The organism is Streptomyces sp. NPDC054047, assembly GCF_055585065.1.
Map to the genome: position 1 here is coordinate 39,184 of NZ_JBVJKV010000014.1, position 23,744 is coordinate 62,927.

The 23,744-nt window shown below is 71.3% G+C and carries 24 protein-coding genes; 9 read left to right on the forward strand and 15 right to left on the reverse strand.

What is annotated here, in order from left to right; translation table 11 throughout:
- Positions 1 to 24 precede the first annotated feature (24 nt).
- Positions 25 to 603, reverse strand: a complete 579-nt coding sequence (locus ACZ6ZP_RS37245) for an acyl-CoA thioesterase (protein WP_469410206.1) — start codon at positions 601 to 603, stop codon at positions 25 to 27.
- A gap of 99 nt (positions 604 to 702) precedes the next feature.
- Here ACZ6ZP_RS37245 and ACZ6ZP_RS37250 point away from each other — a divergent pair, with 99 nt between their 5' ends.
- Both ACZ6ZP_RS37250 and ACZ6ZP_RS37255 read left to right on the forward strand, forming a co-directional pair.
- On the forward strand, positions 703 to 2,040 hold the full coding sequence (locus tag ACZ6ZP_RS37250) for an LCP family protein (RefSeq protein ID WP_361471450.1): 1,338 nt from the start codon (positions 703 to 705) through the stop codon (positions 2,038 to 2,040).
- Positions 2,041 to 2,203: 163 nt separating this feature from the next.
- Positions 2,204 to 3,304, forward strand: coding sequence for a dipeptidase (locus ACZ6ZP_RS37255; protein ID WP_366464265.1), 1,101 nt, complete (start codon positions 2,204 to 2,206; stop codon positions 3,302 to 3,304).
- Between the two features lie 21 nt (positions 3,305 to 3,325).
- On the opposite strand, the gene ACZ6ZP_RS37260 is transcribed toward ACZ6ZP_RS37255, so the two are convergent.
- Positions 3,326 to 3,748 (reverse strand): VOC family protein, encoded by a 423-nt coding sequence (locus ACZ6ZP_RS37260; protein WP_351163168.1) that lies wholly within the window; start codon positions 3,746 to 3,748, stop codon positions 3,326 to 3,328.
- A gap of 8 nt (positions 3,749 to 3,756) precedes the next feature.
- Positions 3,757 to 4,125, reverse strand: a complete 369-nt coding sequence (locus ACZ6ZP_RS37265) for a VOC family protein (protein WP_351163166.1) — start codon at positions 4,123 to 4,125, stop codon at positions 3,757 to 3,759.
- Between the two features lie 95 nt (positions 4,126 to 4,220).
- Here ACZ6ZP_RS37265 and ACZ6ZP_RS37270 point away from each other — a divergent pair, with 95 nt between their 5' ends.
- Positions 4,221 to 4,754: a CGNR zinc finger domain-containing protein gene (locus ACZ6ZP_RS37270; RefSeq protein WP_351163164.1), complete on the forward strand. Its 534-nt coding sequence runs from the start codon at positions 4,221 to 4,223 to the stop codon at positions 4,752 to 4,754.
- A 42-nt stretch (positions 4,755 to 4,796) separates the two neighbouring features.
- On the opposite strand, the gene ACZ6ZP_RS37275 is transcribed toward ACZ6ZP_RS37270, so the two are convergent.
- Positions 4,797 to 6,140, reverse strand: a complete 1,344-nt coding sequence (locus ACZ6ZP_RS37275) for a UDP-glucose dehydrogenase family protein (RefSeq protein ID WP_399984551.1) — start codon at positions 6,138 to 6,140, stop codon at positions 4,797 to 4,799.
- Between the two features lie 189 nt (positions 6,141 to 6,329).
- Between ACZ6ZP_RS37275 and ACZ6ZP_RS37280 the strand changes: the two genes are divergently transcribed.
- Positions 6,330 to 7,487: an acyl-CoA dehydrogenase gene (locus ACZ6ZP_RS37280; RefSeq protein WP_351163159.1), complete on the forward strand. Its 1,158-nt coding sequence runs from the start codon at positions 6,330 to 6,332 to the stop codon at positions 7,485 to 7,487.
- Between the two features lie 71 nt (positions 7,488 to 7,558).
- Here ACZ6ZP_RS37280 and ACZ6ZP_RS37285 read toward each other — a convergent pair whose 3' ends face one another.
- The gene (locus ACZ6ZP_RS37285; protein ID WP_351163157.1) at positions 7,559 to 8,008 is read right to left on the reverse strand and encodes a MarR family winged helix-turn-helix transcriptional regulator; all 450 of its coding nucleotides are present in this window, start codon (positions 8,006 to 8,008) and stop codon (positions 7,559 to 7,561) included.
- 124 nt (positions 8,009 to 8,132) lie between these two features.
- Here ACZ6ZP_RS37285 and ACZ6ZP_RS37290 point away from each other — a divergent pair, with 124 nt between their 5' ends.
- Both ACZ6ZP_RS37290 and ACZ6ZP_RS37295 read left to right on the forward strand, forming a co-directional pair.
- Positions 8,133 to 8,690, forward strand: coding sequence for a quercetin 2,3-dioxygenase (locus tag ACZ6ZP_RS37290; RefSeq protein WP_351163155.1), 558 nt, complete (start codon positions 8,133 to 8,135; stop codon positions 8,688 to 8,690).
- Positions 8,687 to 9,568: an alpha/beta hydrolase gene (locus ACZ6ZP_RS37295; RefSeq protein ID WP_351163152.1), complete on the forward strand. Its 882-nt coding sequence runs from the start codon at positions 8,687 to 8,689 to the stop codon at positions 9,566 to 9,568. The genes ACZ6ZP_RS37290 and ACZ6ZP_RS37295 overlap by 4 nt, the downstream gene beginning before the upstream one ends.
- Positions 9,569 to 9,649: 81 nt before the next feature.
- On the opposite strand, the gene ACZ6ZP_RS37300 is transcribed toward ACZ6ZP_RS37295, so the two are convergent.
- The 3 genes from ACZ6ZP_RS37300 to ACZ6ZP_RS37310 are packed head-to-tail and all read right to left on the reverse strand — an operon-like array spanning position 9,650 to position 12,575.
- Positions 9,650 to 10,840, reverse strand: coding sequence for a dipeptidase (locus ACZ6ZP_RS37300; protein WP_351163150.1), 1,191 nt, complete (start codon positions 10,838 to 10,840; stop codon positions 9,650 to 9,652).
- Between the two features lie 5 nt (positions 10,841 to 10,845).
- Entirely contained in the window at positions 10,846 to 11,379 is a 534-nt protein-coding gene (purE, locus tag ACZ6ZP_RS37305; protein ID WP_351163147.1) for a 5-(carboxyamino)imidazole ribonucleotide mutase, read from the reverse strand.
- Positions 11,376 to 12,575 carry a 5-(carboxyamino)imidazole ribonucleotide synthase gene (locus ACZ6ZP_RS37310; protein ID WP_351163285.1) on the reverse strand — a complete coding sequence of 400 codons (1,200 nt, stop codon included), beginning with the start codon at positions 12,573 to 12,575 and terminating at the stop codon, positions 11,376 to 11,378. Before ACZ6ZP_RS37310 ends, purE begins: the two co-directional genes overlap by 4 nt.
- 158 nt (positions 12,576 to 12,733) lie before the next feature.
- On the opposite strand from ACZ6ZP_RS37310, the gene ACZ6ZP_RS37315 reads away from it, so the two are divergent.
- Positions 12,734 to 13,318, forward strand: a complete 585-nt coding sequence (locus tag ACZ6ZP_RS37315; protein WP_469410207.1) for a GtrA family protein — start codon at positions 12,734 to 12,736, stop codon at positions 13,316 to 13,318.
- Here ACZ6ZP_RS37315 and ACZ6ZP_RS37320 read toward each other — a convergent pair.
- Positions 13,315 to 14,592 (reverse strand): ATP-binding protein, encoded by a 1,278-nt coding sequence (locus ACZ6ZP_RS37320; RefSeq protein WP_351163141.1) that lies wholly within the window; start codon positions 14,590 to 14,592, stop codon positions 13,315 to 13,317. The two genes, ACZ6ZP_RS37315 and ACZ6ZP_RS37320, sit on opposite strands and share 4 nt — an antisense overlap.
- A gap of 172 nt (positions 14,593 to 14,764) precedes the next feature.
- Positions 14,765 to 15,442 carry a response regulator transcription factor gene (locus ACZ6ZP_RS37325; RefSeq protein ID WP_351163139.1) on the reverse strand — a complete coding sequence of 226 codons (678 nt, stop codon included), beginning with the start codon at positions 15,440 to 15,442 and terminating at the stop codon, positions 14,765 to 14,767.
- 472 nt (positions 15,443 to 15,914) lie between these two features.
- Here ACZ6ZP_RS37325 and ACZ6ZP_RS37330 point away from each other — a divergent pair, with 472 nt between their 5' ends.
- Together ACZ6ZP_RS37330 and ACZ6ZP_RS37335 are read left to right on the forward strand one after the other, a co-directional pair.
- Entirely contained in the window at positions 15,915 to 17,411 is a 1,497-nt protein-coding gene (locus ACZ6ZP_RS37330) for a peptide MFS transporter (protein ID WP_351163137.1), read from the forward strand.
- Positions 17,412 to 17,589: 178 nt separating this feature from the next.
- Positions 17,590 to 18,420: an alpha/beta hydrolase gene (locus ACZ6ZP_RS37335; protein ID WP_361471429.1), complete on the forward strand. Its 831-nt coding sequence runs from the start codon at positions 17,590 to 17,592 to the stop codon at positions 18,418 to 18,420.
- A 162-nt stretch (positions 18,421 to 18,582) separates the two neighbouring features.
- Here the strand turns inward: ACZ6ZP_RS37335 and ACZ6ZP_RS37340 are convergent, their stop codons facing one another.
- From ACZ6ZP_RS37340 to ACZ6ZP_RS37360, 5 genes are all read right to left on the reverse strand, one after another.
- On the reverse strand, positions 18,583 to 19,917 hold the full coding sequence (locus ACZ6ZP_RS37340; RefSeq protein WP_399984284.1) for a hypothetical protein: 1,335 nt from the start codon (positions 19,915 to 19,917) through the stop codon (positions 18,583 to 18,585).
- The gene (locus tag ACZ6ZP_RS37345) at positions 19,917 to 21,086 is read right to left on the reverse strand and encodes a hypothetical protein (protein ID WP_383819347.1); all 1,170 of its coding nucleotides are present in this window, start codon (positions 21,084 to 21,086) and stop codon (positions 19,917 to 19,919) included. The genes ACZ6ZP_RS37340 and ACZ6ZP_RS37345 overlap by 1 nt, the downstream gene beginning before the upstream one ends.
- Before the next feature lie 29 nt (positions 21,087 to 21,115).
- Positions 21,116 to 22,090, reverse strand: coding sequence for a hypothetical protein (locus ACZ6ZP_RS37350; RefSeq protein ID WP_469410208.1), 975 nt, complete (start codon positions 22,088 to 22,090; stop codon positions 21,116 to 21,118).
- Between the two features lie 137 nt (positions 22,091 to 22,227).
- On the reverse strand, positions 22,228 to 22,959 hold the full coding sequence (locus ACZ6ZP_RS37355; RefSeq protein WP_351163126.1) for an LPXTG cell wall anchor domain-containing protein: 732 nt from the start codon (positions 22,957 to 22,959) through the stop codon (positions 22,228 to 22,230).
- A 178-nt stretch (positions 22,960 to 23,137) separates the two neighbouring features.
- A complete protein-coding gene (locus ACZ6ZP_RS37360) occupies positions 23,138 to 23,656 on the reverse strand; it encodes an ATP-binding protein (protein ID WP_351163124.1) in 519 nt (172 codons plus the stop codon).
- Positions 23,657 to 23,744: the final 88 nt, after the last annotated feature.

Sequence of the window (23,744 nt, forward strand, 5' to 3'; positions counted from 1 at the left end):
CGAGGGGCCGGGCGCGCCCGGCGCTCAGTCGTCCAGGCCCTCCGCGGCACGCGCCTGCCGCAGCTCCTTGATGGCACGGCGCCGCGCGAGGCGGTGCGTACGCCGGATCTGCGCCTCCTGGTAGCGGCGCCGGTCCCGCTCGGTCTCCGGAAGCACCGGCGGCACGCCCCGCGGCTTGCCGTCCGCGTCGACGGCGGCGAAGACGAGGTAGGCCGAGCCCACCTGCTGCGCGGGCGTCGACTCGTTCCAGCGCTCGGCCAGGACCCGGCCGCCGACCTCCATGGAGCTGCGCCCGGTCCAGTTCACCTGCGCCTTCACATGGACGAGGTCGCCCACCCGCACCGGCTCCAGGAAGGCCATCTCGTCCATGGACGCGGTGACCGCGGGCCCGCCCGAGTGCCGCCCCGCGACGGCCCCCGCCGCGTCGTCCACCAGTTTCATGATCACGCCACCGTGCACCGTGCCCAGGAGGTTGGTGTCGCCGTGGGTCATGATGTGGCTGAGTGTCGTACGGGATGCCGAGGTCGGCTTGCCCGGAATCTCCGATTCCGTGCCAGGGGCCAGGTCTGTCATGGGCTCCACCCTATGTCTGACGTATGCCATGGCCGCCCCCGGCCGCTTTGCATCAGCTCTGCAACAGCCCTGAACCGAAATCCCGCCTGCCCTGTGAGGCACGTAGGCAGAGACGGCACACTGGGCCACATGAGCGATTGGCCTGACGACCAGGGCAACGGCCGAGGATACGGCCGTGGCAGCGGGAGCACGCAGCCTGAGGGCGCCCGCAGGATGCGGCATGTCCAGCGCGGCGGCCCGTCCGGCCGACCGGGCCAGCAGCAGGGAGGCGTCCCGCAGCAGCCCGCGTACGACGACGGGTACGGCCGGCCGTACGGCGACGCGCGCGACGACATGTTCGAGCCCCGCAGCCCCCGCCAGGAGGGCTACGACAGCGGCTACAACACCGGCCAGGTCTACGGCTCGCCGAACGACGGCGGTCAGGGCGGCGGCTACCGCCAGGGCGGCGAGGGCGACGACGGGTACGGCACCCGCGCGTCCCGTCCCGCCCCGAACTGGCGGCGCCGCATCAAGATCGGCTCGATCACCCTCGTCGTGGTGCTGCTCGCCGTCTCCATCGGCACGTACTTCTGGGCCGACTCCAAGCTCAAGCGCGAGGTCGACCTCTCCAAGGTCATCGAGCGCCCCGAGGACGGCGCGGGCACGAACTACCTGATCGTCGGCTCCGACAGCCGCGAGGGCATGTCCGATCAGGACAAGAAGGACCTCCACACGGGTTCCGCCGCGGGCAAGCGCACGGACTCGATGATGATCCTGCACGTCGCGGACGACGGCGGGAACACGATGATCTCGCTGCCCCGCGACTCGAACGTGACGATCCCCTCCTTCAAGGGCGCCGAGTCCGGCAAGCTCTACCCGAACCAGGGCCGCCAGACGAAGCTCAACGCGGCGTACGCGGAGGACGGCCCCGAGCTGCTCGTCCGCACCGTCGAGTACAACACCGGCCTGAAGATCGACCACTACGCCGAGATCGGCTTCGGCGGCTTCGCCAAGATCGTGGACGCGGTCGGCGGCGTCGAGATGGACATCCCCAAGGCCTTCAAGGACAAGTGGTCGGGCGCCGACTTCGAGGCGGGCAAGCAGACTCTCAACGGCCAGGAGGCCCTGGCCTTCGTCCGCACCCGGCACGCCTTCTCCAGCGACCTGGACCGCACGAAGAACCAGCAGAAGTTCCTCGCGTCCCTGGCCAACCAGGCGGCGACGCCGGGCACGGTCATGAACCCCTTCAAGCTCTACCCCACGATGGGCGCCGGCCTGGACACGCTGATCGTCGACAAGGACATGGGCCTGTTCGACGTGGCGTCCATGTTCTGGGCGATGAAGGGCGTCACCGGCGGCGAAGGCAAGTCCATGAACATTCCGATCGCGGGCCAGACCGGCGGCAACCTCCTGTGGGACAAGGCCAAGGTCAAGCAGATGGTGAAGCAGCTGAACAACGACGAGAAGGTGACCGTCTCCAGCGACTGAGGCGTCTCACCCGCATGCGAGAGGGCCCCGCCGATCCACCGGCGGGGCCCTCTCGCGTGCCGCGGTCCCGGCCTCGTACCCCGAACGCTTCGCCCGCCGTGAAGCCGCGGCTCCCGCGTGTCACGGTTGACCGGACTGCCACCCTGAAGTCCGGAGCACTGCCATGGCAGACCTGCAGGTCGAACTCAACGCCACCGCCGAAGCCGGAGAGCTGGACCAGCCCTTCGTACGGCCCCCCGAGCCCCCGCCCCTACCGATATCCGAGCCCGCACCCGACCCGCTGCGCCGCGCCCGCGCGCTGCTCTGCGCGCACCCCGTCGCCGACGGGTACAGCGGACTGCCCTGGACGCTGCGCGGGCTGCCCTGGTACGACCTGGAGCTGGGCGACAGCGCCGTGGACGCCGATGTGCCGCGGCTGCGTCAGGGGGGCGTGGGGGCGCAGTTCTGGTCCGTGCACGTCCCGGAGACCATCACCGGTGACCGCGTGCTCGGCGCGACCCTCGAACAGCTCGACCTCGTCAAGCACGTCGTCGGCGGCCACTCCGAGGGCCTGCGCCTGGCCCGTACGGCCTCCGAGGTGGCCGACGCCCGTCACTGCGGCCGCATCGCCACGCTGATCGGCCCGGCGCGCGCCGAGGCGATCGGCGACTCGCTCGCCACGCTGCGCGCCCTGCACACCCTCGGCCTGTGCTCGCTCACGCTCTCCGGCACGTCATGGGCGGGCCCGCAGGGGCTGACCCCGTTCGGCGAGGAGGTGGTGCGCGAGCTGAACCGGCTCGGGGTGCTCGCCGAGTTGTCGGGCGCCTCCGAGGCCACGGCTCACCGGGTGCTCACCGTCTCCAGGGCGCCGGTCCTGTTCGCGCGCTCGGGGGCGCGTGCGCTGCGGGACGCCCCGGCGAACCTCCCGGACGACCTGCTCACCGCGCTCGGCGCCGCCAAGGGCCTGTGCCTGGTGCCCCTGGCGGCCGAGCAGACGGGTTCCTCGATACGCGAGGTGGCGGACCACCTCGATCACGTACGCCGCATCGCGGGCCCGGAGTGCGTGGGCCTCTCGGGGACGTACGACACCTCGGCCGCGCACCCCGAGGGCCTGGCCGACGCCTCGCGCTATCCGCACCTCGTCGCCGAGCTCATCGACCGCGACTGGCCGCAGGCCGACCTCGCCCGCCTGACGTGGGGCAATGTCCAACGGGTGCTGCGCGGGGCGGACTTCGCGGCGCGTGCGGCGCGCGAGAGGCGGCGGCAGCAGCAGGCGGGCGGCTGACGCCTCCGAGGTTTTGGGGCCTCAGTCCTCGGTGATCCGGCAGAGGCAGAAGGGGTGCCCTGCCGGATCGGCGTAGACGCGGAAGTCGCGCTCGCCGTCGTCGTCGTCGATGTCCAACGGCTTGGCGCCCAGGGCGAGTACGCGGTCCTGGGCGCGCTCGATGTCCTGGACGGTGGGCCCCACGTCGAGATCGAGGTGGATCTGCTGGGAACCGGCGTCCTCCTGCGGCCAGTTCGGCGGCCGGTGGCCCGGGGCTTCCTGGAAGCAGAGCCGCAGGCCACCGGGGGTGTGCAGGGTGACCCAGTCGTTGTCCTCGTCCCCCTCGACGGCGCCGCCAAGCAAGTGCGCGTAGAACTCGGCCAGTCGACCGGGGTCGGGGCAGTCGAGGACGACGTTGCGCATGCGCGCGACGGGTGCCCCGGAAGGCGTGGACGTGGGCGTCATGAGTACTCCTAGCAGGCGCAGAGACAGAACGGGTGCCCGGCGGGGTCGGCGTACACACGGAAGCTCCGGTCGCGGTCCTGTGCGTCGAGCACGGTGGCGCCGAGCGCGAGCACCTCCTTCTCGACGGCGTCCATCTCCGCCTGCGCCACGTGCAGGTCGAGGTGGAACTGCTGCGAGTGCGCCGCGGATGGCCACTGCGGCGGCTCGTGACCGGGGGCGGCCTGGAACGCGAGCGGTGTGCCGCCGGTGCCGTCGAGGCTCGCCCAGCCGTCACCGTCGTCCTTGGGGGTGCCGCCGACGACGGCCGCGTAGAAGGTGGCGAGCGCGAGGGGGTCGGGACAGTCGAGTACGACGTAACCGAGTTTGGCGAGGGGCATGACTACTTCTCCTCGTTCGCGGAAGGGTTACCGGAAGAAGAGCTCTTCCAGTAACGGTTACTGCATACTCCCGCACTGGCGGTAACGTCGCAAGCATGAATGACAGAGCACCTGCTCCAGGGGGCCTCGCGCTGGTCCAGGCGCTGGTGAACACCCTGGACCTGGAGACGGGCGCGGACGCTCTCGACACGTCGGAGGGGCGCGCCCCGTTCGGCCTCGCGCCGGGTGCGCAGACGCGGGCGGCTCAGGAGCTGCGCGAGTCGCTGCGGGTCGCCTGTCTCGCCCACGCGGGGCACGGCCCGCACGCGACCGTGCCGGCGCTCACCCGACTCCTCGCGGGGGCGCCGCTGTTGGTGCTGGTCGACGCGGAGGACGGGTCGGCGTCGCTCGCCCCGGCCGACCCGGCGCCGCTGGTGTCACGGGTGGCGGCGGCCGTCGCTCAGGCGGCGGCCGCCGGCACGTGGGGCCGCCTCAAGGCGTGCGAAGCCCCGGACTGCCACTGGGCGTACTACGACCGCAGCCCGGCGGGGCGCAGCCGGTGGTGCGCCATGGGCGTGTGCGGGGCCCGCGCGAAGATGCGGGCCTACCGGGCACGGAAGGGCACGAAGGGCTCGACCGGGGAGCGCTGAAAGAAGGAGAAACGCTGATGGAACGGGGAGCGCTGAAGGCCCTCAGGCCGACGGCCTGCCCATCGCGCGGTACGTCCAGCCCGCCGCGCGCCACACCGCGGGGTCCAGCGCGTTGCGGCCGTCCAGGATGAGCCGGTTCGACGCCACCTCGCCGAGCGCCGCCGGGTCGAGTTCGCGGAACTCGCGCCACTCCGTGAGGTGCAGGACCACGTCCGCGCCCCGGACCGCGTCCACGGCGCTCTCCGCGTACGCGAGCGTCGGGAAGAGGCGGCCCGCGTTCGCCATCCCCTTGGGGTCGTAGACGGTGACCTGGCCGCCCTGGAGGTGGATCTGCCCGGCGACGTTCAGCGCGGGCGAGTCACGGACGTCGTCCGAGTCCGGCTTGAACGTGGCGCCGAGGACCGCGACGCGCTTGCCCAGGAAGGACCCGCCGCCCAGCGCCTCGCGCGCCATCTCCACCATCTGCCCGCGCCGCCGCATGTTGATGGAGTCGATCTCCCGGAGGAAGGTCAGCGCCTGGTCGGCGCCCAGCTCCCCGGCACGGGCCATGAACGCCCGGATGTCCTTGGGCAGGCAGCCGCCGCCGAAGCCGATCCCGGCCCGCAGGAACTTCTTGCCGATCCGGTCGTCGTAGCCGAGCGCCTCGGCCAGCTTCACGACGTCGCCGCCCGCGGCCTCGCACACCTCGGCCATCGCGTTGATGAAGGAGATCTTCGTGGCGAGGAAGGAGTTGGCGGCCGTCTTCACCAGCTCGGCGGTCGGGAAGTCCGTCACGACGAAGGGCGAACCCTCGTTCACCGGACCCGCGTACACCTCGCGAAGCAGCTTCTCCGCGTGCGCGCTGCGTACGCCGACGACGATGCGGTCCGGGTGCAGCGTGTCCTGCACGGCCAGGCCCTCCCGCAGGAACTCCGGGTTCCAGGCCAGCTCGGCCTCCGCGCCCACCGGAGCGTTCGCGGCGAGCTCACGCGCGAGGCGGTCCGCGGAGCCGACCGGCACGGTCGACTTGCCGACGACGAGCGCGGGCTTCGTCAGGTGCGGGGCGAGCTGCGCGAAGGCGCTGTCGACGTAGCTCATGTCACAGGCGTACTCGCCGTGCTTCTGCGGGGTGTTCACGCAGACGAAGTGGACGTCACCGAAGGCGGCGGCCTCGGCGAAGTCCATGGTGAAGCGCAGCCGCCCGCTGGAGCCCTCGATCCCGGCGACGTGCTTGCGCAGCAGCTCTTCGAGGCCGGGCTCGTACATCGGGACCTCGCCCCGCTGGAGCATCTCGATCTTCTCGGGCACGACATCGAGGCCGAGCACCTCGAAACCGAGCTCGGCCATGGCCGCGGCGTGCGTCGCACCGAGGTACCCGGTGCCGATCACGGTGATCTTGAGGGCCATGCGGTGCTCCAGGGGTCTACGGCCGTCAGTGCGGTGCCCGAGCATAGTCGGGCCCCTGACAGGGCACGTTTCCGGCATTGCCACCGGCGGGATGCCCGCTGTCGGCAAGCTCACGTATCCCTCACGTGAGCCGCCCTCTAAAATTTGGGTTACTTAACGGTAATTAGCATCCTTGGAGCGTGAGAGACCTTGGCCGGATCGGCTGATTTCGACCTGTACCGCCCGTCCGAGGAGCACGACATGCTCCGCGACGCGATCCGTTCGCTCTCCGAGGCGAAGATCGCGCCGTTCGCCGCGGCGGTGGACGAGGAGGCCCGCTTCCCCCAGGAGGCGCTCGACGCCCTCGTCTCCTCCGACCTGCACGCCGTGCACGTACCGGAGAGCTACGGCGGCACGGGCGCCGACGCGCTCGCCACCGTCATCGTGATCGAGGAGGTGGCCCGCGTCTGCGCCTCGTCCTCGCTCATCCCGGCCGTGAACAAGCTGGGCTCGCTCCCCGTGATCCTCTCCGGGTCCGAGGAGCTGAAGAAGAAGTACATGACGCCGCTCGCCAAGGGCGAGGGCATGTTCTCGTACTGCCTCTCCGAGCCGGACGCCGGTTCGGACGCGGCGGGCATGAAGACGAAGGCCGTCCGTGACGGGGACTCCTGGGTCCTGAACGGCGTGAAGCGCTGGATCACGAACGCGGGCGTCTCCGAGTACTACACGGTGATGGCCGTCACCGACCCGACCAAGCGCTCGAAGGGCATCTCCGCCTTCGTCGTCGAGAAGTCGGACGAGGGCGTCTCCTTCGGCGCCCCCGAGCGCAAGCTCGGCATCAAGGGTTCGCCGACCCGCGAGGTCTACTTCGACAACGTCCGCATCCCCGCCGACCGCATGATCGGCGAGGAGGGCACGGGCTTCGCCACGGCGATGAAGACCCTGGACCACACCCGCATCACGATCGCGGCCCAGGCGCTCGGCATCGCGCAGGGCGCCCTGGACTACGCCAAGGGGTACGTCAAGGAGCGCAAGCAGTTCGGGAAGCCGATCGCCGACTTCCAGGGCGTGCAGTTCATGCTCGCGGACATGGCGATGAAGATCGAGGCCGCGCGTCAGCTGACGTACGCGGCCGCGGCCAAGTCGGAGCGCGGCGACGCGGACCTGACCTTCCAGGGCGCCGCCGCCAAGTGCTTCGCCTCGGACGTCGCGATGGAGGTCACCACGGACGCCGTCCAGCTGCTCGGCGGCTACGGCTACACCCGTGACTACCCCGTCGAGCGGATGATGCGCGACGCGAAGATCACACAGATCTACGAGGGCACGAACCAGGTCCAGCGGATCGTGATGGCCCGCAACCTGCCGTAACCCTGAGCGGTACGCGATCGCCCTCTCCCTGTCACAGGGGGAGGGCGATCGTGTTTTCCCGGGGCTTGGGCTCACTCCTCGGGCGGGGCGAGGACCGGAGGGCTCCCCCACGGCTGTTCGAGCGCCGCCCGCAGCGCGCGCACCGCCTGTTCGCCGATCCGGTCGGCGAGCTCCTGCTCGACGCGGCGCAGGACCAGTTCCGCCCTGCGGTGCGTGCGCGCGCCCTCCTCGGTGCGGCGGATCAGCCGCTGCCGGCCGGAGGAGGGGTCCGGGACCTGTTCCAGGAGGCCCGCCGCCACCAGGCCGTGCACCGCCTGGTGGCAGGTCTGCCGGGTGACGCCCATGCGGCGGGCCAGCTCGGAGACCGTCGTGCCCTGCTCGTCCAGGACGGCGAAGAGGCCCGCCTGGGTGGGCGAGACATGGGCTTCCCCCGCCTCCTCCAGGGTCGCGAGGAGCGCGTCCTCGAACCAGCGGCGGGCGTCGCCGAGCAGTTGGGGGAGGTTGCGGCCGGTGGCTTGCATGTCGAAGAGCCTATGCGTCGACGGGTTGCCCGAACTGCCTCCACTATGTCAGGCTGCCTGACATTCCAGCGCATCGCTATGCGCCCAGCTCCGCACCCCAGCTCCGCACCCCCAGGGAGAGCCCATGACCATCGAGTACGCCACCCGCTACCGGCGCTCGTCACGCATCCCCGCCGAGCCGGGCAAGCCCTACGTCATCGAGAAGGGCGAGGGCGACCGCGCCCATCTGTTCGGCGACCTGATCACCATCTACGCGGGCGGCGAGCAGACCGAGAACGCCTTCAACTTCTTCACCGTCGAGGGCCCCAAGGGCAACGTCATCCCGGCCCACCTGCACCCCGACACGTACGAGGTCTTCTACGTCACCCAGGGCGCCGTCCGCCTCTTCGTCGAGGACCTGGAGGGCGAGCAGCAGGAGAAGCTCCTCACCCCCGGCGACTTCGGCTTCGTACCGAAGAACTGCCCGCACGCCTACCGCATGGAGCGCCACCACAGCCAGGTCGTCGGCGTCGCCGCGGGCCCCGGCGGCACCTTCGAGCGGTTCTTCGAGACCCTCGGGGCGCCCGCCGACGGCCTCGGTCTGCCGCGCGAGCCGGTCGTGCCCACCCCCGACAAGTTCGCCACCGTCCCCGGGCAGTACGACGTGCGCTTCATGCCCGAGCACCAGTGGCGCACCCGGTGAGCGCCACGGGCCCCGCCCTGCGGGCACTGATCGCCTCGCCCCACCCGGACGCCGCTCCCCTGCCGCCCGCCGCGCATCCGGCACCGGACCTGCGCCTGCTGCGCGGAGTCCCGTACGGCGAGGTCGAGGGCGGGCGCCCGCTGGAGCTCGACCTCTGGCTGCCCGCCACCGCGGAGGGGCCCGCCCCGCTGGTCCTCTTCGTACACGGCGGCGCCTGGCGGCGAGGGCGCCGTGACGACATGGGGCTGCGCACCCGGCACTGGGACCCGAGCCCTCTGGCGCGCATCGCCGCGGCGGGCTTCGCGGTGGCCTGCGCCGACTACCGGCTCAGCGGCGAGGCCCTCTTCCCCGCCCCCCTCGACGACCTGCGCGCCGCACTGCGCTGGCTCGGACTGCGTGCGCCGGAGCTCGGCATCGACACCGCACGGACCGTGGTGTGGGGCGAGTCCGCGGGCGGCCACCTGGCCTCGCTCCTCGCCCTCGACCCCGCGGCCCCGGCCACCGGCGCCGTCATCTGGTACGCCCCGAGCGACCTGACCGTCCCCCGCGGCCCGTTCGACCCGCACAGCGCCACGACCCCGGAGGCCCTGCTGCTCGGCGCCGCCCCCGCCACCGTGCCCGAGCGGGCCCGCGCGGCCAGCCCCGTCTCGCAGGCCCACCGCGCCGCCCCGCCCTTCCTCCTGGTCCACGGCGAGCAGGACACGATGGTCCCGGGCACGCACAGCGAGGCGCTCGCCGCGCGGCTGCGGGAGGTGGGCGCGCCGGTGGAACTGCGTACGGTGCCGGGCGCCGACCACGGCTGGTACGGCGCGTCCGACGACGCGGTGGAGGAGGTCTTCGCCGGCTCGCTGCGTTTCGCGCGCACGTGCGTGGCCTAGAGCGGAAGTGCGTGGTCTGGAAACGGGAGTGGGGGCGCGGCCGACCGGCCGCGCCCCCACTCTCTTGACCGTCTGCGGCCCTCAGCAGTCCAGCTGCTGAAGCGTCGCGTTCGACGGACCGCGACGGGACCGCACGTCGCGTGCCACGTCCTCCGCGGCGCCCAGGACGCGCACCGCGTTCCGCCACGTCAGCTTGGCCAGGTCGTCCTTCGACCAGCCGCGGGTCAGGAGCTCCGCGATCAGGTTCGGATATCCCGCGACGTCGTCCAGGCCGTCCGGCGTGAACGCCGTGCCGTCGTAGTCGCCGCCGATGCCGATGTGGTCGATGCCGGCGACCTCGCGCATGTGGTCGAGGTGGTCGGCGACCGTCGCCGCCGTGGCCACCGGGCGCGGGGTCGACTCCTCGAAGGCCGCGTGGACCTTCATCGCCTCCGGCGTCGTCTCCAGGTGGTGGAAGCCGTGCGCCCGCATGTTCTCGTCGGCCGCCGCCGTCCAGTCGACCGCCGCCTGGAGCACGAACTTCGGCACGAAGGTGGCCATCGCGACGCCGCCGTTGGCGGGCAGGCGCTCCAGGACGTCGTCCGGGATGTTGCGCGGGTGGTCGCACACCGCGCGCGCCGAGGAGTGCGAGAAGATCACCGGCGCCACGGAGGTGTCCAGGGCCGCCCGCATCGTCGTCGCCGCCACGTGGGAGAGGTCCACGAGCATGCCGCTGCGGTTCATCTCGCGTACGACCTCGTGGCCGAACGGGGAGAGCCCGCCGACCCCCGGCTCGTCCGTCGCCGAGTCCGCCCACGCGATGTTGTCGTTGTGCGTCAGCGTCATGTAGCGGACGCCGAGCGCGTGCAACGCCCGCAGTGTCGCCAGGGAGTTGTTGATGGAGTGGCCGCCCTCGGCGCCCATCAGGGACGCGATGCGGCCCTCCGCCCGCGCCTCCTCCATGTCCGCCGCCGTCAGCGCGCGCCGCAGGTCCGCCGGGTAGCGCGTGATCAACTGGTCGACGCAGTCGATCTGTTCGAGCGTCGCGCTCACCGCGGCGTCGCCCGTCAGGTCCGTGCGGACGTACACCGACCAGAACTGCGCACCGACCCCGCCCGCCCGCAGGCGCGCGATGTCCGTGTGGAGCCTGCCGGTCTGGTCGGCCGCGATGTCGAGGCGGTCGATGTCGTAACCGGCCTTCTCGCGCAGGGCCCAGGGCAGGTCGTTGTGGCCGTCGACCACCGGGAATTCGGCGAGCAGGGCGCGGGCGTCGGGAAGAGCGGGAGACGTCATGCCGCTCACTTTCCCGAGCCGAAGCCGAAGCCGGAACCCATGCTTTCGACCTTGGCGCGAAGTCGCTTGCCCTTCTCCGTGGCCTGTTCGTTCAGCTCCTGCTGGAACTCCCGCATCCGGGCCAGGAGTTCGGGGTCGTGCGTGGCAAGGATGCGCGCCGCGAGGAGGCCCGCGTTGCGCGCGCCGCCCACCGAGACCGTCGCCACCGGCACACCCGCGGGCATCTGCACGATGGACAGGAGCGAGTCCATGCCGTCCAGATACTTGAGCGGTACGGGCACGCCGATCACCGGCAGCGGGGTGACCGAAGCCAGCATGCCCGGCAGGTGCGCGGCGCCGCCGGCCCCGGCGATGATCGCCTTGAGGCCCCGGTCCGCCGCCTCCTCGCCGTACGCGACCATCTCGCGCGGCATGCGGTGCGCCGAGACGACGTCCACCTCGTACGGGATCTCGAACTCGTCCAGGGCCTTGGCCGCGGCCTCCATGACCGGCCAGTCCGAGTCCGAGCCCATGACAATGCCAACTACAGGTGCGGTCATTCGGTGATCGTTCCTCTGAGATAGCCGGCCGCGTGACGCGCGCGCTCGAGCACGTCGTCCAGGTCATCGCCGTAGGTGTTGACGTGGCCGATCTTGCGTCCCGGCTTCACGTCCTTGCCATACATGTGGATCTTCAGCTGCGGGTCGCGCGCCATGCAGTGCAGGTACGCCTGGTACATGTCCGGGTAGTCGCCGCCCAGGACATTGGCCATGACCGTCCACTTCGACCGAGGGCGCGGGTCGCCCAGGGGCAGGTCGAGGACCGCGCGCACGTGGTTCGCGAACTGGGACGTGATCGCCCCGTCCTGCGTCCAGTGGCCCGAGTTGTGCGGGCGCATCGCCAGTTCGTTCACCAGGATGCGGCCGTCGCGCGTCTCGAAGAGCTCGACCGCGAGGTGGCCGACCACGCCGAGCTCCTTGGCGACCCTGAGCGCCAGCTCCTGCGCCTGGCCCGCGAGCTCCTCCGAGAGGCCGGGCGCGGGTGCGATCACCGTGTCGCAGACGCCGTCGACCTGCTGCGACTCGACGACGGGGTAGGCCACGGCCTGGCCGTGCGGCGAGCGCACGACGTTCGCCGCGAGCTCCCGTACGAAGTCGACCTTCTCCTCGGCCAGGACGGGGACACCGGCCCGGAAGGGGTCTTCGGCGTCCTCGACGGAACGGACGAACCACACCCCCTTCCCGTCATAGCCGCCACGCACCGTCTTGAGGATCACGGGGAAGCCGTCGCCTTCGGCCGCGAAGGCCGCCGCGTCGGCCGGATCGCGCACGATCCGGTGGCGTGGACACGGCACGCCGATCTCCGTGAGCTTCTCGCGCATCACGCCCTTGTCCTGGGCGTGCACCAGCGCGTCGGGCCCCGGACGCACGGGGATGCCGTCCGCCTCCAGGGCCCGTAGATGCTCGGTGGGTACGTGTTCGTGATCAAAAGTGATCACGTCGCAGCCCCTCGCGAACGCACGCAGCGTGTCGAGGTCGCGATAGTCGCCGATGACGACATCGCTGACGACCTGCGCCGCGGAATCCTGAGGGGTGTCACTGAGGAGCTTGAATCTGATGCCTAGCGGGATGCCCGACTCGTGTGTCATACGAGCGAGCTGACCGCCGCCGACCATGCCGACTACCGGGAACGTCACACCCCCAGGGTATCGGCCTGTATCAGCCACGCGGGAACGGCCGGTTTCCGTGCACCGCACGGGCAGCGTCGTCACGGAGCCGCCACAGTGTGGAGAAGTCCGCGCGCGACCGGTGGGGGTCGCTGGTTAGCATGGCTGGGTTGACGCGACCGAATCACCACATACGTCGACGAGGACCGGACCGGAACGAATCGACGACGGGGGTTGGGGCGACCACCATGACGGAACGTGGCGCACTACGGGTGCGACTGGAGCAGCTCGCGCGCGAAGTGGCCAAGTTCGGCGCCGTGGGGGCGCTGGGCACGCTGGTGAATTTCGGCGTCTCCAACCTGCTGTGGCACACGACGGATCTCCAGGCCGTGCGCGCGAACGTGATCGCCACGGTCGTGGCCATCGCCTTCAATTACGTCGGTTTCCGTTACTTCACGTACAGGGACCGCGACAAGAGCTCCCGCACCAAGGAGCTCACGCTGTTCCTGATGTTCAGCGCGGTCGGCCTGGTGATCGAGAACGGCGTCCTGTACGCGGCGATCTACGGCTTCGACTGGGACAGCCCGCTGCAGCGCAACATCTTCAAGTTCGTCGGCATCGGCATCGCCACCTGCTTCCGCTTCTGGTCCTACCGCACCTGGGTCTTCAAGACGCTGCCCGCGCGGGAGGCCGTCGCCCGTGCGGAATCGTTCCTGGAGGACGGGACCGCGGCCCCGGCGGCCCCGGCGGCTCCGGCGGCTCCGGCGGCTCCGGCGGCTCCGGCGGCTCCGGCGGGCGAAGAGAAGCGGCCCGTCGTGCGGGGCACGCGCTAGCGCACCGTCTCCTCGTGCTCACGGTCGCGCTTGTGCGGCGGCGTGCGCGACAGGAACAGGCCGAACACCGGTGGCTTGGTCTGGAGCATCTCCAGGCGGCCGCCGTCGGCCTCGGCCAGGTCCCGGGCGACCGCCAGGCCGATCCCCGTCGAGTTGCGGCCACTGATGGTCCGCTCGAAGATCCGCGCGCCGAGATCGGCGGGGACGCCGGGACCGTCGTCCGTGACCTCCACGACCGTCTGGGTTCCCGTCACGCGGGTCCGCAGGGCCACGGTGCCGCCGCCGTGCATGAGCGAGTTCTCGATGAGCGCCGCGAGGACCTGTGCGACCGCCCCCGGCGTGCCCACGGCCCGCAGGTGCTGCTTGCCCGAGCTGACGATGGCGCGGCCCGCGCTGCGGTAGGCCGGGCGCCACTCCTCCAGCTGCTGCTTGATGACCTCGTCCAGGTCGAAGGAGACCGCGGAGCCGGTGCGCGGGTCGCGTGAGTTCGTGAGCAGCCGCTGCACGACGTCGGTGAGGCGCTCGACCTGCGCGAGCGCGATCGTGGCCTCCTCCTTCACCGTGTCCAGGTCCTCGGTGACGGTGATCTCCTCCAGGCGCATGGAGAGGGCCGTCAGCGGCGTACGCAGCTGGTGCGAGGCATCGGCGGCGAGCCTGCGCTCGGCGGTCAGCATCCGGGCGATCCGCTCGGCGCTGCCGTCCAGGACGTCCGCGACGCGGTCGAGCTCCGGCACCCCGTACCGCTTGTGGCGGGGCCTGGGATCGCCCGAGCCGAGGCGCTCCGCGGTCTCCGCGAGGTCGGTGAGCGGCGAGGCCAGGCGGTTGGCCTGCCGGACGGCGAGGAGCACGGCGGCGACGATCGCGAGCAGGGCCACCGCGGCGATGATCAGCAGGGTGCGGCCGACCTCCTGGGTGACCGCGGTGCGCGGCTCCTCGACGGTGACCTTCTCGCCCTCCTCGCCCCTGGCCGTGTCGTGGATGACGTCACCGGTGGGGCGGCTGCCGATCTCGATGGGGCGGCGGCCGGGGATCTCGATGAGGGCATAGCGGTCGGTGTCGACCGCGGCCACGTCCCGCAGGATCTCGGCGCTGATCCGCTCGTCGCTGATGAGACGGCTGTCGACGATGCTGGCCAGGCGGAGCGCCTCGGATGTGACCCGCTCCTGGGCGCTGCTGCTGATGGTCCTCGTCTCCACGATGACGAGGCTCACCCCGAAGACCGCGATGACGACGAGGACCACGGCGAGCGTGGAGTTGATGAGACGACGGCGCATGCCCCCAGTGTCCCGGATCACGAACCGGCAGGGGCCCCGTCAGGGGCGCGGGGAACTGCGCGGCCGGCCACGACGGGCCCGCGGACGCGTTTGCCCACGGCGGTCTTACGGCGAGTGCGGGTCTTCTTGAGTTGCTCGCGCAGTTCCCCGCGCCCCTGACGGGGCGCAGCCCCTAACTTTTCTCGAAGCGGAAGCCGACGCCCCGCACGGTGGCGATGTACCGGGGGTTGGCCGCATCGTCGCCCAGCTTCTTGCGCAGCCAGGAGATGTGCATGTCCAGGGTCTTCGTGGACGACCACCACGTCGTGTCCCAGACCTCCCGCATCAGCTGGTCCCGCGTCACCACCCGGCCCGCGTCCCGGACCAGGACCCGCAGCAGGTCGAACTCCTTGGCCGTGAGCTGGAGCTCCTCCTCGCCCATCCAGGCGCGGTGCGACTCGACGTCGATGCGCACGCCGTGCGTGGCCGGCGGCTGCTGCGGTTCGGCCGCGCCGCGCCGGAGCAGGGCCCGGACCCGGGCGAGCAGTTCGGCGAGGCGGAAGGGCTTGGTCACGTAGTCGTCGGCGCCCGCGTCCAGGCCGACGACGGTGTCCACCTCGTCGGCGCGGGCGGTCAGGATGAGGATCGGCGCCGTGTGCCCCTCCGCACGGAGGCGGCGGGCCACCTCGAGGCCGTCCATGCCGGGCAGCCCCAGGTCGAGTACGACGAGGTCGACGCTGCCCTGCAGCCCGGCGTCGAGGGCGGTCGGGCCGTCCTCACGCACTTCGACCTCGTACCCCTCCCTGCGCAGGGCACGGGCCAGCGGCTCCGAGATGGACGCGTCGTCCTCGGCGAGCAGTACACGGGTCATGGGGTGATGGTAGTCCGCGCCGGACGACCGTCGTGGGGTGATCGCCCGCTGATCGTCGACGCCTGCGGCTATGGGGTGCGATCCTGAGGATCACCTTCAAATGTGGGCCGTTGGTTCCATCACAACCTGTGATCCATCTCTCAAGTCCTTCCATATGCCGCACTGTCGTGGCGTATGGTGACCCAACGCCTGATGCACTATGCAAGGACCTTTGGCCCACTGTGCGGCCTTAGGTCTCTTTTATGTGCGGGCCGGCTTCTGCCAGCCTTGAAAGGAATGACCTGTGGTCGGGCCCTGAGCGTGATGACGCGCCAGGGCGTGGATCTCGGAGTCCCCGTACCAGCGCCTTCCCCCTACGGAGCGCGAACTCCCCCCGGGCGTGGGGGTGTGGACGGCAGGACCCCGGTGCCGACCGCCCCCCACCGGGCGCGCACACGCTCTTGCCGCGCGTCCCGAACACGAGGATCGACCCATGGCGTCCAGCCTGACGAAGGACTCCGCCGGTACCCCCGGCTCTGAGAAGACCTTCTTCGGCCACCCCCGCGGACTGGCCACACTGTTCATGACCGAGATGTGGGAGCGCTACAGCTTCTACGGCATGAAAGCTCTGCTCCCGCTGTACTTGATCGCTCCCGGCGGCATGAACATGTCGGCCACGACGGCGACGGCGATCTACTCCGTCTACATGTCGATGGTCTACCTGCTCGCCATGCCCGGCGGCTGGATGGCGGACCGCTTCTGGGGGCCGCGCAAGACGGTCGCCATCGGCGCCATCGTCGTCATCCTCGGCCACATCACGCTCGCCCTGCCCAGCTCGGCGACGTTCTTCGCGGGTCTCGGTCTCGTCGCGCTCGGCTCCGGCCTGCTGAAGGCGAACATCTCCGCGATGGTCGGCCACCTCTACGACGGTCCGGAGGACCCGCGCCGTGACGGCGGCTTCACGCTGTTCTACATCGGCATCAACGTGGGCGCCTTCCTCGCCCCGCTGACCATCGGCACCGTGGGCGAGAACGTCAACTGGCACTTCGGCTTCGCGCTCGCCGCGATCGGCATGGCGCTCGGCCTCGGCCAGTTCATGCTCGGCTCGCGCCACCTCAGCGCGGAGAGCAGCGTCGTCTCGCAGCCCGCGACGCCGCAGCAGCGCGCGTCCGCCCTGCGCAACGGCCTGATCTGGCTGATCGTCGCGGTCGCCCTCTACTCGTTCCTCGGTGTGACCGGCAACTTCGCCGACTGGGCCCTGATGCCCCTCACCATCGCCGGTCTGGTCATCCCGGTCACCGTCCTGGTCCGTATGAAGCGCGACAAGGAACTGACGGACCTGGAGCAGTCCAAGCTGTCGGGCTACGTCTGGTTCTTCATCGTCGCCGCCGTCTTCTGGATGATCTACGACCAGAACGGCTCGACGCTGTCGATCTTCGGCGAGCACTCGACGACGAACAACCTGCTCGGGTTCGACTTCCCGACCTCCTGGTACCAGTCGCTGAACCCGATCTTCATCATGGCGCTCGCCCCCGTGGTCGCCTCGGCGTGGCTCTGGCTGAACAAGCGGGGCAAGGAGCCGAGCACGGCGGTCAAGTTCGCCTCCAGCCTCACGCTGATCGGCATCTCCTTCCTCGTCTTCCTCATCCCGCTGATCGACACCGCCAACAACGGCGGCAAGGTCAGCCCGATGTGGCTGGTGGCGATCTACTTCATCCAGACCGTCGGCGAGCTCTGCCTCTCCCCGGTCGGCCTCTCCGTCACCACGAAGATGGCCCCGGCGAAGTACACCGCCCAGATGATGGGTGTCTGGTTCCTCGCGGTCACCGCGGGCGACTCCGTCACCGGTCTGCTGACATCGCCGCAGCTCGGCATCGACCTGAACAACTCGGGTGCGGTCGCCGTCGAGGCGGCCATCGCCGTCATCGCGGGCTTCGGCATCTGGATGAACCGCAAGAAGGTCAAGGAACTCATGGGTTCCGTCAACTGACGTCCGCCGCGCCCTCAGCGGGCCGGTGGACGAAGGGAAGGGCCGCCGCACCTGTGAAGGGTGCGGCGGCCCTTTTCGTACGTCCACTCGCGCGAACAGGGGATCGTTCGCTAACCCGTGGCGGTGACGCGGAACGTTTCTGTGCCGGTGGCGGGGCCGCGCGGTGGAGCATCTGGCCATGCGCCGTACATTGCCGGTCCTCGCCCTCTGTGTGGCGTTGCTGTCGTCCAGTGCCGCCGTCCAGGCGGCTCCCGAGCCGTCGCCGGGCCGGACCTTCTCGTACGGGGGGCACGCGCGGCAGAAGATCACCGTGTACGGCGACCGTTCCGGGCGCCCGGCCCTGCTGATCCTGCACGGCGGCTCCTGGGTGCGGGACACCGACTGGAGCGGGTGGGCGCGGTGGTTCGCGGCCCGCGGGTTCACCGTGTACGACACCGACTACCGGCTCGCCACGGACGCCGCCTGGCCCGCGCAGCGCGACGACGTGCTCGCGGCCCTGCGGTGGGTGAAGCGGCGCGGCGGCGGCGCTCCCGTGGTGCTCGGATCGTCCGCCGGCGGGCACCTCGCCGTCAGCGCCGGGGCCTACGGCGCGGGGCGGGGGCGGGTGCGCGGCGTGGTGGCCCTCTCCCCCGTGGCCTCGCCCTACCGCGCCTGGCTCGACGGCGGGACGCCCGGCGCCTCGCCGGCGCACCGCAAGCTGCGGCGCTCGGCGGAGCGGCTCGCGGGGTGCTCGCCGGACCGGGGCGAGCGGCGGTGCCTGCGGAAGTGGGACGACCTCGCCGCCATGTCGCACGCGTCGGGCACGGACGACCCGCCGATGTTCCTCACGCACTCGGCGGGCGACTTCGTGCCGACCGCGCACTCCAACGACCTCGCGGGCGCGGAGCGGCGGGCGGGCCTGCGCGACGTCACCGTGCGTGTCGAGCCGGGTACGGCTCATGGGGGCGAGCTCCTGAAGCGCCCCGGTCTCGCCCAGGCGGTCCTCCGCTGGCTGCGGCAGCACGCCTGAGGGCCCCTTGAAGGGCGCGGGGAACTGCGCGAGCAACGCAAGGCGGCCCGCACCCGCCGGTCGGACCGCCGCGGGCAGACGCGTCTGCGGGGTGCACACCATCGGCCGGTGCGGGTCATCTCTGGTTGCTCGCGCAGTTCCCCGCGCCCCCTTACGGGGGCCTCAGCGCACGCCACTCCTTCGCCTCGGGAGGAACGTGAAGACCGCGCCGCCCAGCAGGATCACCGTGCCCGCGACGAGGCCGAGCGCCCGCAAGGCCCCGTTGTCGTCGGCGCCGGTCTCGGCGAGGTCGCCGCCACCGCCCGCGGCGGAGCCACCGCCGGTTGCGGATCCGCCCGCAGAACCGTCGCCGGAACCACCGGCCGCGCCACCAGGCTGTGCCGCCGTGTCGATCTCCAGGGACACATCGGCCTTGGTCGGGGTGCAGGTCGTCGTCGTACCCAGCGCCTTGACCGTGAGGACGCCCGGCGAGAGCGTCGACTTGCCGTCGGCGCCCGGCTTGTACGTGCCCGTCAGGTCAGGGATGGTCATCGGGTCGCCGGACTTGATGGGCTCCTTGTTGGTGGGGCCCTCGACGTGCACCGTGCCCTTGTCCGCGCCGCCCAGCTTGACCTCCATCGACGGCTTCACCGAGTCCGCGGGGATGTCGGCGGGGCTGTCCATGACGGACTTCTTGAACTCGACGGTGAGGCCGTAGTCGCCGCCGTCCTTCTTGGCGTTGATCTGGACGGGGGAGGTGGCGTCCTTGTCGCCGATGGGCGTCTTGCACTTGTAGGGGGTCTGGACTTCCTTGCCGGGGAAGTCGGTCTCGCCGCCGCCACCGCCGGTGGAACCGCCCCCGGTGTCACCGCCGTTGGAGCCGCCGGAGGTGCTGCCTCCGGACGTGGTGCCTCCGGACGTGCTGCCGCCCGAGGTGCTGCCACCCGACGTACCGCCGCCCGAACCGCCGCCGCCCTCCGTCACCTTGATGGTCGCGCCCGCCTTGACCTCTTCCTTCGGCGTGCACTTGGTGTCGGTCGACATCGGCTTGCTGACGTTGATGTTGTACGCGCCCGGGGTGAGCGTGATGTCGCCCGCCTTGGTCAGCTTCAGCTTGCCCTTCATGTCGGACAGGATCATCGGGCTGTTCTTCTTGATCGGCGGATTGACCCGCTCGCCCGCCACCGCCAGGTCACCGCTCTGGCCGCCGCCCAGCTTGATGGTGCCGGTCGGCTTCACCGTGTCCTTGTCCAGGTCGAGGATGTCCGGGTTCTTGGACGCGGCCTGAGTGGTCTTCCACACGACCTCGACCTCGTCGCCCACCTTCGCGGTGGCGGGCGCGGTGATCTCCACCTTCGTGGTGCCCTGCACGGGCGGAAGGCCCGAGATCGACGGCGGTATGCACTCCGTCTTGTACGCCACCTCGGCCGCCTGCGCGGGGCTCGCGCCCAGCAGGATGCCCGCCCCGCCCAGCAGGAGCGAGACCGAGGCCGCGCCCGCTCTCCGTCGTGTGCTGATCACGTGTTTCCCTTCGTCGTCGGGCTGTTCTCTGACGGTGCGGAGAGCTTTCCGGCGGGTGGGGTCCCTGCGCCGGGGTCTGTGTCAGGGGTGAACCACGGGAGGGTGCCCGTGGTCGTGGCCCCGTCGTTGGCGGACTTGCCGGACTTGCCGGACCTGCCGGAATCGCGGGGCGGCTGCGTACGTGGCGTACGGGCCGTCTCGTCCGCCGCGACCGCACCCTGGGGCAGTCGCAACTTCGGCAGCCGGTCGGTGAGTTCGGCGATCCTGCCGGTGCGGTGGCGCCCCGCCGGGCGGGAGCCCCGGCCTCCTCGGCGGCGGTTGGGGCGGAGCTTGTCCACCACCGCCATGCCGATGCGGAAGACGGCGGCCGGCACGACGACGCAGAGCAGGATCCAGAAGACGGTGACGCCCCAGGGGCGGCCGACGCCCCAGGGCTGCTCGGCGAGCACCTTGCCGCCGAACTTCAGGGAGACGAGGTAGTCGCCGTGCGCTCCGGCCGAGAGCTCGACCGGCAGCTTGATCTGGGCCTTCTTGCCGGGGGCGATGGTGCCGCGCCACTGCTGCTCCTCCCACTGCGGGGCGAACACGCCGTGCGAGGTGCCCACTTGGAAGACGGGGTCCTTGACGGGAGCCGAGCCGACGTTGCCCACGGTGAAGACGAACGTGCGGGACGGCGGGGCGCCGAACCAGGTCAGTACGCCGCTGGAGCCTTCGAGCCGGGTGTCGGTGAGGACGGAGAGCCTGCCGCCGCCCTGCTGCTTGGGCAGGGGTTCCACGGGGTGGCCCGCGACCTTGAAGGCGGCGTCCGCCTGGGCCTTCTCCCCGGTCACCGTCGCCACGTGGACCACGCAGGGGCAGGCCTTGGGCGGCTCGGCCACGGGGAGCTTCTTGCTGAAGGTGCCCTTGCCGTCCGTGGTGACGGCGCGGCCGGTGTCGTTGGCGCAGGAGTTCGTGCCGCCGGGTACGCCCCTGGCCGGGGTGGCCTGACCGCAGACGAGCATCATGAGCAGGGCGCCGGGCCGCCATCCCTCGCCCTTGACGGTGATGTCGCCCCCTTTGCCGGCCTCGGCCTTGGAGAGGGTGACCTCCGGCTTGTCCGCGGCGGCGGCCTGCCCCGCAGGGAGCAGGAGCGCCACGAGTGCCGCAAGCACGGCGGCCGCGGCCATGGATGCCCTGCCGCCTCGTCGGTAGCCGTTCACAGTTGCTCGCCCCTTCCCGTGCCCGCTCCCGCCAACTCCAGCTCCGTACCGCCCTGTTCGAGTTCGTCCCGCGGTGGGTCCCCGGAGGCTCTGCGTCTGCGCACGGCCCACACCCCCGCCGCCACGAGCCCGAGCACCCCGGCGCCCGCCCCCGCCACCGCGCCCCACGGCACGAAGCGGGCCGACGCCTTCGCCTTGTCGTGGGCTCCGCCCGACGCCGTCACCGTGAGCGTGACCTGGACGGAGTCCAGCGCGGGTGCGTCGGACCACGGTTCCGTCAGGGAGACCCTGCGGCCGGGCAGGAGCTCCACCGGGAGCGGGCGCGGGCCCCGGTCGAGCAGCGGGCCGAAGAGACCCTCCGCGTGGACCGTCAGCCTGGGGGTCAGGACCGTGTTGCCGCGGTTGACGACGTCGTACGAGATGCGCCCGCCCTCGGCCTTCACGCGCTCCACCGTCAGCGCCGAGAGCGTCGGACCGCTCACCCGCAGGTGCACGCGGACCCCGGCGTCACGGCCGCCCTCCCGCGCGACGATCGCCCCGGGGTGGTCGCCCGGTACCGCGCCCTCGGGCACGCTCACGCTGAACGGCACCTCGGCGCGGGTGCGCGGCGGCACCTTGACCTTGCGCTCGGCGAACGTGATCCAGGAGCCGGTGTCCTTCGGCTTTCCCCGCTCCAGGGAGAACGCGCCACCCTTGGTGTTGTCCGCGTCCGCGCCGCTCAGCTCCACCGTGCGCGGCTTCGCCCCCGGATTGGTGACCGTCACCGTGTCCTCCAGGACGGAGCCCGGCGTGCCCTCCACGTAGAAGTAGGGCCGCCCGTCCTTCGCGGGCCGCGTCCCTCCTCCCGCGGAGGGCGCGAGCGACCACGCTCCGGCGTCGTCGGCGAACGCCTCAGGCGCCGGTGCCACGCCCGTCACCAGTAGGGCCACGGCCACGGTGAGAGCACGGGCAACGGACAGCAGCGACGGCATCGGCGGCTCCTGGATCTTCGTACGCGATGTGCGCGATGTGCGCGATGTGCGCGTCGTACACGGCGTACGCGTCGTACACGGTGGTCGGGGCAGGGGCGCGCGCGGTCACCGCGTCCCTGCGACGCCGCGCACCGCGCCTAGCGCGACCGGGCCGCCTGGTTCCTGCGGGTCAGCCAGAGCGCGCCGGCCGCGCCCGCGAGCAGCACCGTGCCGCCGAGGGTGCCGAGCGCGATCGCGGAGTCCGCGGGTCCGGTCTGCGGGAGCTCGTCGCCGCCGGAGGGGGCGCTCGCCGAGCCGCCGGAGCCGCCGTCGTCACTGGAGCCGCCGGAGCCGCCGCCCGTGGTGCCACCGCCGCCCGATCCCTTCACGTCGAGGGAGAGCGAGGGCTTGGGGCTGTTGGACGGCGTGCACGTCGTCGTCGTACCGAGCGCCTTGATCGTCAGGACACCCGCGGTGAAGGTGACCTTGCCGCTCTTCTTCGGCGTGTACGTCCCCGACAGGTCGCTGATCTTGATGGGGGTGTTGGCGGGGATCGCCTTGTCGTTAGGCGCCCCGGAGACCGGCACGGTGCCGCTCTCCGCGCCGCCGAGTTTGATGAGCGCGCTCGGCTTCATCGCACCCTTGCCCAGCTCCACGGGGCTGGAGGAGACGCCCTTCTGGAAGGACATGGTGAGTTTGTAGCCGCTGCCGCTCTTGACGCTCTTGATGTCGATCGGCGATACGGCGCCTTTGTTGCCGATGGGCGTCTTGCACTGATAGTTGACGTCCTGGACCTCGGCCTGCGCGGCGGGGGCGGCCATCAGCACCGCCGAGCCGCCGGCCAGGACCGTGGCGAGCGCGAGTGCGGCGCTTCGTTTCTGGTGAGACACCTCAGGTTCCCCTCATGCCGGTCGTGGCGTGCCGCGGTGCGGATTTACTGACGGCACATCAGATTGGGCGCTCAAGGTACGCCCGGGGCCTTGTCGAGGGAAGACAAAGAACGCGCCGGATCTCAGTGATCCGGCGCGCGTACTAACCGTGGGTAACCCAAGGGGGAACTGAGCGGCCCTACACCGGCGCGCTCAGTTCCGCCCACACCGTCTTGCCCGAGACCCCCGGGGTGCGGACGACCCCCCAGTCCAGGCAGAGCCGCTGGACTATGAACATCCCGTGCCCGCCGGGCCGGCCGGCGCGGTGCGGTGTACGGGGCGCGGGCTGACCGGCGCCGCGGTCGGAGACCTCTATCCGCAGCACCTTGCTGTCGGAGGAGATCCAGAGCTCGTCCGGGCCCTCGGCGTGCAGGCACGCGTTGGTCACCAGCTCGGACACGACGAGGAGGACGTCCTCCGCGGCCGCCCGCTGATCCGCGCCCGCCGCGGGCAGCCAGCCCCACGCCTGAAGCGCCTGGCGCGCGAAGTCCCGGGCGAGCGGCACGATGCCGCTCGCGCCGCTCAGGCTCAGCCTGCGGACCTGGCGCCCCTGACGACCCGCGGCCGCCGGAGCGGCCTGGTCCGCGGGAGCGTCCGCGACGGCGGTCTCGTACTCCGGACCGCGGTCGCCCGGCGAGCAAGGCCGGGTGGTGCTCATCAGCGCTTCACCTCACCGACAAGGAGGACTCTGGACAAGGAACTGGACAAGTAGCGGGACTCCAAGAGGGATCATCGGCTGCTCGGCC